The organism is Lentzea sp. NPDC037011 (assembly GCF_055607425.1).
Genome location: NZ_JBVJRT010000024.1, coordinates 16,770 through 29,990 on the forward strand (window position 1 = coordinate 16,770; position 13,221 = coordinate 29,990).

The following is a 13,221-nucleotide window of genomic DNA, read 5'->3' on the forward strand; positions in this document are numbered from 1 at the left end:
CACGTGATGCGCGTGACTTTCGGTGCAACCGGGACTCACCGGCCGCGGTCCGTCGTTGCAGCAGGTGCGGCAGGGATCGCGGCCCGTCACTCCATCTGACCGGCCGTCGATCGCGCGGGGGCCTCGTGCGCAGTGAAGCGGCGCACCCGGTCCCCGCGCGTCCACATCCACATCCACCACGACCACGCTGACCAGCGCGAAGAGTGCCCAGGCGGTCACCCGTTCGAGGTGCCGCGGTGCGCTGTCACACTGGGCGGCGTGTCCGAGCCGACGACCGCGGTGCTGTTGCGCGCCGCTGAGCTCGCCGCCTCGGGGAAGCCGCGGCAGGCGATCGACCTGCTGCGTCCCCTGGTGACGGCGAACCCTCGGCACGCCGAGGCCTGGTGCCGGCTCGCCGCCGCCCACCTCGACCTGCGCGAACCCGGTCCCGCCCTCGACTCGGCCAAGCGCGCCATGGTGCTCGACGGGGAACGGGCCTGGTCGCAGCGGCTGGCCGCGCTCGCGTTGAGCGACCTGGGCCGCCACCCCGAGGCGGCGGTTGCGGCACGGGAGGCCGTGCGGCAGAAGCCGGGCGACTGGCGCGGCTACGTCGTGCTGGCCGAGGTGCTCGCCGACGTCCCCGACGGCGCGGTGGAGGCGTTCGACGCCGCACTGCACGCCTCGCAGCTCGCACCGTCGGAGGTCCGCGCGGCCCAGGTCCTCGGCGACGCGGCGCTGCGGATGCGCGACTGGGGCACCGCCGAGCACGCCTACCGCCAGGCGATCAAGCTCGACCCGTCCGACGCCGACTCGAAGGCGAACCTCGCCACCGTGCAGCGCCGCCGCACCGCCAAGCCGCCCACGCAGCTCAACAAGGCGCAGGTGTGGCGGTCGCTGCGCACGCTGGCGTTGCTGCTGGTCGGCGGCGGGTTGCTGGCGCTGCTCGCCGGCATGCCCCGCCCCACTCCCTACCTGGCGTTCCTGACCTCCGCGCTGGTGCTCGGCTGCCTGGTCGTGGGCCTGCGGCTGCGCCCGTTCAAGGCGCTGTGGCACCTGCGCAAGCTCGCCGTAACCGTGTCGCTGCTCGGTGCGTCGGCCGCGTTGCTCGCCGGCTGGACCGTCGCGCTGGTGCTGGGCGCCACCACGATGCAGCCTCTTGTGCTTTCCTGGTTGTGCGCCGTGGTCGGCGGCGCCCTGGTCTACGTCGGGGGAGGCAGGAGGCGGTGATGCGGCGCAACGCGGTCGCGCTCGCGATCATGCTGTTCCTCGGACAGCTGTTCGTCCTCGCCGCGCCCGCACCCGCCGCCCACGTCGGGGGCTCGGTCGTGCAGCACACGCACGACGTGGCGAACCTGCCAGGAGCCGTCCCCAAACCGCACAACCAGCAGGCCGCCCAGGTGCCGCTGGCCCAGCTCGCCGCCGACGTGCCGCCGGTCGCGAAGCCCGCGCTGCCCGTCCGGTTCCTCGTCGCGTTCACCCGGCGCGTGCACCGCACGCCCGAGGGCGTCCGCTGGACCCCGCGGCGGGACCGCTCACCGCCTTCCGGTCGCTGACACCGCGTTCTCAGCCACCACTTTCCTCCCGGAAGGCTCTCCCACCCATGTCGCGCGACACCGCGCGACGAGGGCTGCTCGTGCGCGCACTGCTGTCGCTCGGCGTCCTCGTCGCCTCCGCTTTCCTGCTGCTCACCACAGATCCCCGCCTCGGCCTCGACCTGCGCGGCGGCACCCAGATCGTCCTGGAGGCCAAGGGCGACTCCGACTCCACCGACCGCGCCCTCGAAGTGCTGCGCCGCCGCGTCGACGAGCTCGGCGTGGCCGAACCCGTCCTGGCCCGCTCCGGCGAGAACCGGATCGTCGTCGAGCTGCCCGGCGTGCAGGACCCGGAAGAGGCCGTGAAGGTCCTCGGCCGCACCGCCCAGCTCACCGTCGAACGCAACGGCGCCCAGGTCATGACCGGTGAGGGCATCTCCGACGCCACCGCCGTGCGCAACCAGCAGGGCGCCGGCTACGTGGTCAACATCCAGTTCCAGGGCGACGCGCCCAAGACGTGGCAGAAGGTCACCGGCGAGGCCGCCTGCGTGCCCTCCGGCGACCCCGGCCGCCAGATCGCGTTCAAGCTCGACGGCAACGTCGTCTCCTCACCCGAGGTCAGCACCGACACCCCGTGCGGCGGCGGCCAGCCCGGCGGCGCCACGACCATCACCGGCCGGTTCTCCCAGGCCGAGGCCAACGAGCTGGCCCTGGTGATCCGCTCCGGCGCACTGCCCGTGCCCGTCGAGGTGATCGAGCAGCGCACGGTCGGTGCCACCCTCGGCGCCGAGGCGATCGACGCGAGCGCCCAGGCCGCGATCATCGGCATCGCGCTGACCTCGCTGTTCCTCGTCTTCGCCTACCGGCTCGCCGGTTTCCTCGCCGTCGTCGCCCTGGTCGGCTACGCGGGTGTCGCCTACGCCGGACTGCTGGCCGTGGGGGCGACCCTGACCTTGCCGGGCCTGGCCGGCTTCGTGCTGGCCATCGGCATGGCGGTCGACGCGAACGTCCTGATCTTCGAACGGGCCCGCGAGGAGTACGCGCGGAAGGCGAACCTGCGGCGGGCGTCCGAGGCGGGCTTCCGCGGTGCGCTGAGCGCCATCGCGGACTCCAACGTGACGACGCTGCTGGCGGCCGGCCTGCTGTTCTGGCTGGCCACCGGGCCGGTGCGCGGCTTCGGCGTGACGCTGACCATCGGTGTCCTCGCGTCGATGTTCAGCGCGCTCGTGCTGTCCCGCGTGCTGGTGCTGTGGGCGATGGGCACGCGTTTCGTGGCCAAGCGGCCCCGGCTGAGCGGCCTGGACTCGCTCGGTTTCGTCCGGTCGAGGCTGAAGCTCGTCCTGTACCGCCGCCCGTGGCTGTGGCTGAGCAGCGCCGCCGTCCTGGTGCTGGTCGCGGTCTCCGGCCTGTTCCTGCGCGGCCTCAACCTGGGTGTCGAGTTCACCGGCGGCCGCATGCTCGACTTCACCGCCGGCGGCCCCGTCGACGCCGGCCGCGTCCGCGGCGCACTGGCCGACGCGGGCTTCGAGGACGTCGTCGTGTCGTCCTCCGGCAGCGACGTCTCCCTGCGCACCGGCCCGATCGACGACGCCGCCTCGAACCGCATCGGCGAGGTCGTGAACTCCGCGGTCGACGGCGGCGCCCGCCAGTCGAGCAACGAGCTCATCGGCCCGTCGCTGTCCTCCGAACTGCGCCGCAACGCCGTCATCGGCCTCGCCATCGCCGTCGCGGCCCAGCTCGGCTACCTGGCCATCCGCTTCGACTGGCGCCTCGGCGTCGCCACGGTCGCCGCACTGCTGAGCGACGTGCTGGTCCTCGTCGGCATCTTCGCGTGGCTCGGCAAGACCGCGGACGGCGTGTTCCTCGCCGCCCTGCTCACCGTCATCGGCTACTCCGTCAACGACTCCGTCGTCGTCTTCGACCGCCTCCGCACCCTGCGCGGCTCCCGCCTGAAAGCCGCCTACCAGGACGTGGTCTCCGACGCCGTGGTCCAAACCGTGCCACGCACCGTGAACACCGGCATCGGCGTGCTGTTCGTGCTCGCCGCACTGCTCGTGCTGGGCGACGGCTCACTGGCGAACTTCGCGACCGCCCTGCTCATCGGCCTGATCTTCGGCACGATGTCCACAGTGGTCACGGCGGCGCCGGTCGCGATCTGGCTGGAGCAGCGGTGGCCGCGCCCGGTGCGGGCGGCGACCCGCAAGGCACCGGCGGGAGCCCGCGTGTAGCTCTTCCTCACGCCGCGGGACTCGTAGCAGAGTAGGGGCCATGACCTCTTTCGCCGCGTACCAGAACGAGATCTACCTCCAGGGGCTCGGCGGCACCGTGCCGCCGTTCACCACCGACCCGGACGCGCTGGAGGACTCCGCGCGGTCCCGGCTGGGACCGGGTCCGTTCTGGTACGTGGCGGGAGGTGCGGGCTCGGGTGCCACCGTGCGGGCGAACCGCGAGGCCTTCGACCGGGTGCGGATCGTGCCGCGGATGCTCACCGACGCCACCGAACGGCACCTCGGCGTCACGGTGCTGGGCACCGAGCTGCCGGCGCCGGTGATGCTCGCACCCGTTGGCGTGCAGTCGATCCTGCACCCCGACGGGGAGCTCGCCACCGCGCGGGCCGCGGCCGAGCTGGGCGTGCCGATGGTGTTGTCCACGGCGTCGTCGCACACGATCGAGGAGGTCGCGGAGGCGTCCGGCGCCGGGCCGCGGTGGTACCAGCTGTACTGGCCGAACGACCAGGACGTCTGCGCGTCGCTGCTGGAGCGGGCGAAGAAGGCCGGGTACACGGCGCTGGTCGTCACCCTCGACACGTGGACGCTGGCGTGGCGGCCGCACGACCTCGACCAGGCCTACCTGCCGTTCCTGCGCGGCGTCGGGACCGCCATCCCGTTCAGCGACCCGGCTTTCCGCGCGGGGCTCGCGAAGTCGCCCGAGGAGGACCTGCCGATGGCGATCCTGCGGTGGGTGCAGCTGTTCACCGGCACCGACAAGTCGTGGGACCGGCTGGCGTTCCTGCGCGAGCACTGGGACGGACCGATCGTCCTCAAGGGAATCCAGCACCCAGACGACGCGCGCAAAGCGGTCGAGTCCGGAATGGACGGTGTGGTCGTGTCCAACCACGGCGGGCGCCAGGTCGACGGCGCCGTCGGGTCGCTCGACGTGCTGCCCGCCGTCGTGGAGGCGGTGGGGGAGCAGGTCGACGTGCTGTTCGACTCCGGCATCCGCACCGGCGCCGACGTCGTGAAGGCGCTGGCGCTGGGTGCCAAGGCGGTGCTGGTCGGGCGGCCGTTCGCGTACGGGCTGGCGCACGGCGGGCAGGTCGGCGTGAAGCACGTCCTGCGCGGCCTGCTCGCGGACTTCGACCTGACCCTGGGGCTCTCGGGTCACCGCAGCCCGGCCGAGCTGGGCCCGGACGCGCTGCGGTTCTCCTGAGTCCCGCTACGGCATCGTCGCGGTGAGCCGGGCGAGGGTGCCGAAGTCGGCCGGCTGCACCCGCAGCCAGCCCTCGCTCTTCGCCGCCACGTACCGCCCGCTCACCGTGTCGAGGTAGGTGAGCGGGGCGGCGCAGCGCTGCTTGCGCCCGGTGTGGTCGCGCTTGGCCGAGTACAGCTGGCCACCACCGGTCCGCGGCTCCGACATGATCGTCTTGAGCTGCGCGACCAGCTGGTCGTTCGGCGTGCTGGTCGGCCGGCTCTGCTGCAGGAACGAGCCGGTGTCCTCGTAGGACGGCTGCCGCTTCTGCTGCAACGCGTCCTCCGGCAACGTGATCGGCGCGCCCTTCCCGGCCGGCGTCGGCGGCAGCGCGGCCACCAGCGACTGCGGCGCCTCGTCCGCCCGCACCGGCTCCAGCACGAACAGCTGGTCCGGCGTCAGCACGACCCGCAGCGCGTCCTGGCCGTTCGACACGACCAGGACCGCCTGCTGAGGACCGTCCTTCTGGCTGAAGAACGCCCAGTACTCCGCACCGGCCTCGACCACGAGCCGCAACGCGCCGGCGAGGTCCGGGTGGATCTCCCCGCCGCGCGCGAGCCCGGTCTGCTCCAGCTGCGCCCACGCCGTGCGCTGCAGCCGTTCCAACCCGCTCAGGTCGCCCTCCTCGAGCGACTCCGAGTCGAAGTCGACCTGCGTGACCAACGCCCTGTGCAGCTGCGGCAGACCCGCGACCTGCCACGCCTGGTACAGCGCGACGACAGGGATGGCGACCCTGCTCCGAAGCACAATTCCCCCTTAACCGCCGATGACCGGCGGAGCGACCATCGTCCCGTCGCCGAAGATGTCCTCGGTCTCCTGCAGGTACGACGCGGACTTGTGCTCCTTGTCCTCGTCACCCTGACCGCGGCCTCCGGCACCACCCATGCCGCCCATGCCGGCCGCACCCGCGGCACCACGACCACCGGCCGCACCCGCACCCGCACCCGCACCCGCGGGCCCGAAGCCACCGGCGCCACCACGTCCCTGCTCGGCACCGGCCACACCGGCCGCACCACCGAAGCCGCTACCGGCACCCATGCCGCCCATGCCACCGGGCCCCTTGCCGAGCCCGGCCGCGGCGGCACCACCGATGCCACCGGCACCCGGCGGCCGCATGCCACCACCGGCACCGCCACCACCGCCCCCACCGGGCCGGCCACCGCCGGGCACCCCGGGCCCACCGGGCCGGTTGCGCGGGTCGTTCGGCCCACCCGGCCGGTTGCGCGGGTCGTTGGGGTCGAACCGCCCGCCCGGCGGGATGGTGGGGTCGAGGCCGGGAGGCCGGTTGCGGGGGTCGTTCGGGTCCACGAAGACCGGCGGCCGGTTGCGCGGGTCGTTCGGGTTGAGCTGCGACGGGTTGGTGTCGTCGCCACCGGAGCCCGGCGGCTTCCAGCCCGACGTGCCGGTGTCGTCACCGGGGCCACCGATGCCCGGCGGCGTGCCGGTACCGGGCGGCGTCCCCGTGCCCGGCGGCGTGCCCGTGCCGGGAGGCGTGCCGGTACCAGGAGGCTGCACCCTGTCGATCGGCGTGCTGACCTGCTCCTGCATCTTCGCGGTGTCGGCGTTCGGCGAGATGAAGGTGGGCATCTGGTTCGTGGTCTGGTTGACCGACTCGGCGTACTGGTTGAACGCCCGGATGTTCTGGGCGCTGACTTCCTGGTTCTTCTCGACTGCCTTGTCGTAGTCGGTGTCCCAGGGCGCCCAGTCGTTCAGGAACGGCTTGTCCGGGACCTCGGGCGGCTTCGACATCTGGAACTTGGCGTTCGAGTAGGCCTCACCGATGGAGTCGGCGGTCTTGCCCGCGTCCTGTGCGGACTTGCTCGTCACGTCCGCCCAGGTAGCGAGGGGCGACGTGGTGCTGCGAGCGCCGTCAGCCGCCTGCCCCTCCCAGGCGGCGCCGGAGTCGCGCACAGCCTTGTTGATGAGCTCGGCGATGTCGTTGTGGCTGCTCGCGAGGTTGCGCCAGCCCTCACTGGCCTGAGCCGTGCTCTGGCTCGGCCCCTGGCCCTTGTCGAACCAGTTGTAGATCGTCTCGCCGCCCGCGAACGGGAGCAGCGCGAAGTTTGCGATGTTCGGCTCATCCCCAGCCATGGCCTACCCCTTCAGATTTCCGATGACCGTCGCCGCGAGCTTCTCGGTCTCCGTGCACGGCTTCTGGGTCGCGACCTTGTTCTTGGCGAGGTTCATCGACACCCCGACACTGCCCGTCTTGCCCGCCTCGATGACGGTGAGGCACATGCGAGTGCCGTCCGTGCTGTCCCTGCTGAAGGTCCGCACGCCGTCGATCGTCTTCTCGCTGAAGACCGCGGCACTGCGAGAGCTGGCCAGCTGGCTCTCGAAGACCTGGTCGGTGGCGACCGAGATCTCGTAGGTCGAGTCGTCGAGTGCTTCCTTGCCGTCCCACACGCACGCCGGGCCCAGAGCGCCCTTCCGCGGCCTGGGGGCCTGGACGTTGCCGAGGGTCGTGACCTGGGCAGCCGTCAGGGCGTCACAGGGCTTGTCCTTGATCTTGTCGAGGCTCAGCTCGGTGGCCGGTGCCCCCGTCGAACCCGTGTCGCTCGTCTCGGTGACCGGCGGCTGCGTGTTGCCGGTCGTGGGCGTGCCGCCTTTGACGTCGGAACAGCCGGCCAGGGCGGCTGCCACGAACAAGGTCGCCAACAGGGTCGTGCGCTTCAAGGCGGTACTACCTTCCCATCGCGTTCGATGCGTCGTCATCGGTGCCGCGGTACTGCGCGAGAGCTGCTTTGATGTTCGCGACCGTCGTGTCCAGGGCGTCCACTGCCGCCTGGTTCGCCCAGGCGTAGCCACCGGCCTCCTCGCCGGCCGCCCGGCGCATCGCGATGGTGGCCAGGCCGCTGTAGGGATCGGGACCGGGCGACCCGGTGGACTTGAGGATCTCCGCGTCACGCATCAGGTCCTTCAGCTGCCTCGAAGCCTCTTCCAGCCCCGTGATCATCTTCTGGGCCTGGTCCGGGTCGACGGCGAACCTCGTGGTGCCCGCTCCGGCGGCACCGGCGGCGGCACCTGCGGCGGCAGCGGCTGCTCCGACGGCCTTCCCGACCGAGGACCAAGGTGTCACCGCGTCGAACATCAGCATCTCGGCCAGCTCCCCTCAGAACTTCCACACACCCCTGTTGGAGGATTTTTGCACAGCGCCGGTTCCCCCGGCGGGCGAACGAGTGAGCTGACCTGGTCACATGGCCGTTTCGTCCAAGACGTGGCGCGACCAGGCGGCTTAGGTTCGCAGGCATGATCGAACGCGCGAGGGACTTCATCTGGCACAACGCCCGCACGCTGGAGCAGCGGTGGTTCGAGTACGCCTTCGACGGCGGCAGCGGGGACGCGGTGGTGCGGGCGGTGCTGGCCCACCGCAACGACGACGGCGGGTACGGGCACGGGCTGGAGCCGGACCACCGGGGACCGACGAGCCAGCCGTTGCACGCGTTGCGGGCGTTGCAGATGTTCGCCGAGGTCAGCGCGCCGGAACCGGCCGGGTCGGTGCTGACCTGGCTCGATGCGACCTGTCCCGACGGGAGTGTGCCGTTCGGGCTGTCCACGTCGAAGGGGCACCCGGTGGCGCCGTGGATCACGCTCGACGACCAGGGCGGGTTGTTGCTCACCGCCCAGATCGCGGCGGCCCTGCACGCGTTGGGGGTCACCCACCCGTGGCTCGACCGGGCCACCGACTACTGCTGGCGGCAGGTCGAGGCGCTCGGCGAGACCCACCCGTACGAGCTGCGGGCCGCGGTGATGTTCCTCGACGAGGTGCCGGACCGGGAACGGGCGGAGCTCGCGGCGGCGCGGATCGGGCAGCTCAAGCCCAGCACGGACGGGTACGCGCAGGGGGAGGGCATGGCGCCGCACTTCTTCGCGGCGCGGGCTGGCAGCCTGGCGCGGTCGTGGTTCAGCGAGGCGGAGCTGGAACGCGACCTCGACGAGCTGCAGGCGGGGCAGCAGGAGGACGGCGGCTGGAACTTCGGCTTCCCCGCGTTCACGCCGGTCGTCACGTTCGAGTGGCGGTCCATCGCCACGATCGACGCGTTGCTCACGCTGCGCAGCTACGGCCGGATCAGCTGATCAGCTGCCTCAGCGACACACCGGCCAGCGCGCGCACCTCGCGGGAGAGGTGCGCCTGGTCGGCGTAGCCGGCGTCGGCGGCGACCGCGGCGAAGGGGCGGCCGGCCCACGCCAGGCGCAGCGCGTGGTCGAAGCGCAGCACCCGCTGCAGCACCTTGGGCGGGTAGCCGAACGCGTCCAGGCACCGCCGCCGCAGCTGCCGCTCGCTCAGCCCGATGTCCCAGGCCGCCGACCTGACGTCACCGGTGCGCAGCAACGCGGCGGTACCCGCGAGAGCGGGGTCGACGACCACGCGGGCCGCGCAGAACGACACCACCTCCAAGAACGCCGACAGCCGCGCGGACGGCACCAGCTCCGCCAGCGGCACCCGCAGGTCGCGCACCTCGCACGCCGGCACGCCGAACACCGACGGGAACGCGCCGGGCGGCAACCGCACCCCGTACAACGTGCCGGGCGCGACGGAAGCGAGCTGCGCGCGGGTGTCCGGACCGGCCACGAACAACGCGCCCGTCGTGGGTGTCCACATCAGATCCGTGCACCCGTCGGGCACCACGCGCTGCACGGTCTCCGACGACACCGTGCGCGTCCACAGGCAGGTCAGACCGGCGGGGGCGGGACGTTCGGCGTACACGGGTCAATCAAAGCAAAAGGCGCCACATCCCGGGGGATGCGGCGCCATGAGCGCGACGGGGGTCCGGGGGCGAAGCCCGCCGGCTGGGGTCTGGGGGCTCGGCCCCCGGAAAACACCACGGGGCGAGGTGGTCGACGCTTTCCGTCGACACGCCTCGCCCCGAGAAACGTGGACGATACTGGGATTGAACCAGTGACCCCTACCGTGTCAAGGTAGTGCTCTCCCGCTGAGCTAATCGTCCTCGTGGTGCAGGACGAGATTCTAGCGGACGGGCACGGCCCGATGAACACGAGGGTCTAGAGGCCGAACTTCACCCAGTTAGCGCTCACGTACGCCGCCGGCTGGCCGCTCGTGAACGTCACGTACACGTCGTGCGTCCCGGAGATGTTCGAGATGTTCGCGGGAATGGTTCTCCACGAGTCCCAGCCCCCGGTGTTGCCCACCGCGATCGATCCCACGGGCGCCGCCGTGCGCGACCCGAGCCGGACCTCGACCAGACCGCTCACGCCGCCGGCGGCACCCGAGGCGACGCGGGCGTAGAACTGCCGCGCCGGACCGGAGCCGAAGTTGACGCCGGAGAACTTCAGGTAGCCGCCGTTGGCGATCTGGTGGACACCCGAACCGCCCTCGGCCGGTGCCACCGAGCCGCCGGAGCGCTCGGAGGCGTTCTCCGCCTGGAGCTCGCTGTACGCCGAACCACCACCGCCGGGGTTCGAGGTCGTCGTCGTGGTCGTGGGCGGAGTCGTCGTCGAACCGCCAGCCGTGTAGACGGCCACGTAGTCCACGACCATGGAGTGCCCGGACTGGGTGGCAGCGACAGGGGTCGGCTGGTTGTTGTTCAACGCGTTCGGGAACGCGCCGCCCATCGCCAGGTTCAGCAGGATGAAGTACCCGGCGTGCGACGTCATCCGGTCCCACACGCCCGCGCCGAGCTGGGCCTGCGTCACCGTGTGGTACTGCTGGCCGTCGACGAACCACTTGAAGGACTTCCCGGCGTCGTCCCACTCGAAGCGGTACGTGTGGAACGCCGTCTGGCACGACGCGCCGGGGCAGGCCCGCGAGTTGCCGATGCCGGTGAACTCGTTGCACGCACCGCCGGGTGCGACGTCGCAGTGCAGCACGCCCCACACCGAGTTGATGCCGTTGACGTTCTCCATCACGTCGAACTCACCGATGCCCGGCCAGTTCCAGTAGTTGCCGCGGAACGGCGAGCCCAGCGCCCAGAACGCCGGCCAGTAGCCCAGCGCCGCCTGACCGGTGACGTTCGGCATCTGGATGCGGCCCTCGATGGCGAGCTTGCCGCCCGGCGCCGGCTTGAAGTTCGACCGCTGGGTCTCGATGCGCGACGACGTCCAGTTGCCCGCGCCGTCCTTCAGCGCGGTGATGCGCAGGTTGCCGGCACCGTCGAGCTTGATGTTGCTGGTGCTGTTCGTGTAGTTCTGGATCTCCCCGGTGCCCCAGTTCGCAGGTCCGCCGGGGTAGCCGTGGCCCAGGTCGAAGATCCAGTTCGAGCTGGACGGCAGGGTTCCGCTCGCTCCGTTGAAGTCGTCGCCCCACACCTGCGTCCATCCCGCTGCAGGGGGTGGGATCGAAGCGTTGGCGGACATGGCGGCGATCGCCAGGGGTACCGCGGCAAGAAGAGCTGTCGTGGCCGCGAGGATGCGACTGCGTTGCCTCATGCGCGAGTGACCTCCTTGTCACGGGTGCAGTCCATTTATGAGAGCGCTCTCACGACCCGTGGACAAGCGGCCATTCGGACGAACGGCCACAAAGCGCGCTGGTGCCGCTACGTCTCGTTTGGACACGCGAGGTGCGCGGATCTTGCCGACGGCCCTCACTTCGCGTCCGCGTAGCACTCCACCGGCACGGCGTTCATCGGGAACCGCACCCGTGTGTCGCCGAACAGCAGCCGGGTCGCCGCCTGGCCCGCCTCCGCGATGGCCGCCACCACCCCGTCGACGTCGGCTGCCGGGCAGTGCACGAGGACCTCGTCGTGCTGGAAGAACACCAGCGCCGCCTCGCGCGGTAACCGGGTGCGCAGCACGCCGAGCAGGGCGGCCGTCCAGTCCGCGGCGCTGCCCTGCACCACGAAGTTGCGCGTGAAGCGGCCCCAGTTGCGGGCGGCCTGGCGGGAGGAGCTGGACACGTTGCCCGCGTCGTCGGCGCCGTTGACCAGGTCCTGCCACGACGCGGACGGTTCCGGGGAGGTGCGGCCGAGGCGGGTGCGCACCATGCGGCCCTGTTCACCTGCCTGGGCCGCGGCCTCCACGTAGCCGACCGCGACCGGGAAGCGCTTGCGCAGCACGGCGAGCAGCGGGCCGGCCTCGCCGGAGGTGCCGCCGTACATGGCGGAGAGCATCGCGATCTTCGCGCGGGGGCGTTCGCCCTTGAACGAGTCCGCGGCCAGTGCGGCGTACAGGTCGTCGTCGCCGCAGACGTCGATCAGCCTCTCGTCGCCGGACAGCGCGGCCAGGATGCGCGGCTCCAGCTGGGAGGCGTCGGCGGCCACCAAGCGCCAGCCGTCGTCCGCGCGCACCGCCTGGCGCAGCAGGCGCGGGATCTGCAGCGCCGCGCCGCCGCGGGAGGCCCACCGGCCGGTGACGACGCCGCCAACCACGTACTCCGGGCGGAACCGCCCTGCCGAGACCCACGTGTCGAGCCACGACCAGCCGTGCGCCGCCCACAGGCGCGCGAGCTCTTTGTACTCCACCAGCAACGCCACCGCGGGGTGGTCGACCTTCTTCAGCACCCAGCGCCGCGAGGACGACACCTCGATGCCCACGCGCTTGAACGCCCGCACGATGCTGGCCGGCGCGTCCGGGTTCACGTCGTAGCCGCCGAACGCCTCCCGGATCCGGTCAGCCAGCCCCTGCAGCACCTTCGGCCGCGCGCCGGGGCCGGGACGCGGGCCCAGTAGGTCCTCCAGCAGCGCGAGGTGCACGTCCTCCCGCCACGGCAGCCCGTGGTGGGTCATCTCCGCCGCCGCCAGCGCCGACGCCGACTCGGCCGCGATCAGCAGCGACAACGCCGGATTGCGTTGCTGCGCCTGGAAGACCAGCGACAGCGCGGCCAGCTCGTCGGTGCCGCCGGGCAGCTCCACCGGCTCCGGTTCGAACAACGTCAGCGCGACGTCCTTCTTGCGCGGGCCCACGTCCGCCGGCGCGGGCAGGCGCAACGCGCGCGCCACCGCCGCCGGCAGCTCGCGCGGTTCGCGGTGCCTGCCCTCGGCGCCCAGCAGCAGCGCCTCGGTCAGGTGCAGGTCCCAGCACCGGTCCACCCGCACGCCGGCCGCCAGCAGCGCGGGGTAGGCCTCCGCGGTGTCCGCCCACAGCCACCGCGGTCTGTGGGCGCGCTCCAGCGACGCGACGGCCGAGGCCAGTGACGGCGCTGACGTCGCGGGACCCGCCGGGGTCCCGTCGTCGTTCAGCTCCTGCCACCGCCCCGCGCCGTCCGCTTCGGGGACGAGGGAGACCAGCACGCCTCTGATTGTGCCCAGGGGGTCTGACAATTTCGGTCGAGCGGGCCATCTACACC

General features: G+C 72.0%; 12 protein-coding genes and 1 tRNA gene. 5 read left to right on the forward strand and 8 right to left on the reverse strand.

The features are described from left to right. The first annotated feature begins 258 nt into the window (after nucleotides 1–258). From ACZ7CH_RS39625 to ACZ7CH_RS39640, 4 genes are read left to right on the forward strand one after another with little or no spacing between them, the layout of a single operon-like run. Nucleotides 259–1,206, forward strand: a complete 948-nt coding sequence (locus ACZ7CH_RS39625; RefSeq protein WP_470376311.1) for a tetratricopeptide repeat protein — start codon at nucleotides 259–261, stop codon at nucleotides 1,204–1,206. Beyond that, nucleotides 1,206–1,532, forward strand: coding sequence for a hypothetical protein (locus ACZ7CH_RS39630; protein WP_360400935.1), 327 nt, complete (start codon nucleotides 1,206–1,208; stop codon nucleotides 1,530–1,532). Before ACZ7CH_RS39625 ends, ACZ7CH_RS39630 begins: the two co-directional genes overlap by 1 nt. A gap of 47 nt (nucleotides 1,533–1,579) precedes the next feature. Beyond that, nucleotides 1,580–3,739 (forward strand): protein translocase subunit SecD, encoded by a 2,160-nt coding sequence (gene secD, locus ACZ7CH_RS39635; RefSeq protein ID WP_470376312.1) that lies wholly within the window; start codon nucleotides 1,580–1,582, stop codon nucleotides 3,737–3,739. 40 nt (nucleotides 3,740–3,779) lie between these two features. After that, nucleotides 3,780–4,940, forward strand: coding sequence for a lactate 2-monooxygenase (locus ACZ7CH_RS39640; RefSeq protein WP_360400929.1), 1,161 nt, complete (start codon nucleotides 3,780–3,782; stop codon nucleotides 4,938–4,940). Nucleotides 4,941–4,946: 6 nt separating this feature from the next. Here ACZ7CH_RS39640 and ACZ7CH_RS39645 read toward each other — a convergent pair whose 3' ends face one another. From ACZ7CH_RS39645 to ACZ7CH_RS39660, 4 genes are read right to left on the reverse strand one after another with little or no spacing between them, the layout of a single operon-like run. After that, entirely contained in the window at nucleotides 4,947–5,726 is a 780-nt protein-coding gene (locus tag ACZ7CH_RS39645) for an ESX secretion-associated protein EspG (protein WP_360400926.1), read from the reverse strand. Between the two features lie 9 nt (nucleotides 5,727–5,735). Continuing rightward, on the reverse strand, nucleotides 5,736–7,070 hold the full coding sequence (locus ACZ7CH_RS39650; RefSeq protein ID WP_470376313.1) for a PPE domain-containing protein: 1,335 nt from the start codon (nucleotides 7,068–7,070) through the stop codon (nucleotides 5,736–5,738). A 3-nt stretch (nucleotides 7,071–7,073) separates the two neighbouring features. Beyond that, the gene (locus tag ACZ7CH_RS39655; protein WP_470376314.1) at nucleotides 7,074–7,655 is read right to left on the reverse strand and encodes a DUF3558 domain-containing protein; all 582 of its coding nucleotides are present in this window, start codon (nucleotides 7,653–7,655) and stop codon (nucleotides 7,074–7,076) included. A gap of 7 nt (nucleotides 7,656–7,662) precedes the next feature. Then, nucleotides 7,663–8,076, reverse strand: coding sequence for a hypothetical protein (locus ACZ7CH_RS39660; protein ID WP_470376315.1), 414 nt, complete (start codon nucleotides 8,074–8,076; stop codon nucleotides 7,663–7,665). A gap of 152 nt (nucleotides 8,077–8,228) precedes the next feature. On the opposite strand from ACZ7CH_RS39660, the gene ACZ7CH_RS39665 reads away from it, so the two are divergent. Then, the gene (locus ACZ7CH_RS39665; RefSeq protein ID WP_470376316.1) at nucleotides 8,229–9,056 is read left to right on the forward strand and encodes a hypothetical protein; all 828 of its coding nucleotides are present in this window, start codon (nucleotides 8,229–8,231) and stop codon (nucleotides 9,054–9,056) included. On the opposite strand, the gene ACZ7CH_RS39670 is transcribed toward ACZ7CH_RS39665, so the two are convergent. From ACZ7CH_RS39670 to ACZ7CH_RS39685, 4 genes are all read right to left on the reverse strand, one after another. Beyond that, nucleotides 9,049–9,687 (reverse strand): helix-turn-helix domain-containing protein, encoded by a 639-nt coding sequence (locus tag ACZ7CH_RS39670; protein ID WP_470376317.1) that lies wholly within the window; start codon nucleotides 9,685–9,687, stop codon nucleotides 9,049–9,051. The two genes, ACZ7CH_RS39665 and ACZ7CH_RS39670, sit on opposite strands and share 8 nt — an antisense overlap. Before the next feature lie 169 nt (nucleotides 9,688–9,856). Beyond that, nucleotides 9,857–9,928, reverse strand: a tRNA-Val gene (locus ACZ7CH_RS39675). Nucleotides 9,929–9,983: 55 nt separating this feature from the next. Beyond that, the gene (locus tag ACZ7CH_RS39680; RefSeq protein WP_470376318.1) at nucleotides 9,984–11,366 is read right to left on the reverse strand and encodes a carbohydrate-binding protein; all 1,383 of its coding nucleotides are present in this window, start codon (nucleotides 11,364–11,366) and stop codon (nucleotides 9,984–9,986) included. A 155-nt stretch (nucleotides 11,367–11,521) separates the two neighbouring features. Next, nucleotides 11,522–13,165, reverse strand: a complete 1,644-nt coding sequence (locus ACZ7CH_RS39685) for a bifunctional 3'-5' exonuclease/DNA polymerase (RefSeq protein WP_360400906.1) — start codon at nucleotides 13,163–13,165, stop codon at nucleotides 11,522–11,524. Nucleotides 13,166–13,221: the final 56 nt, after the last annotated feature.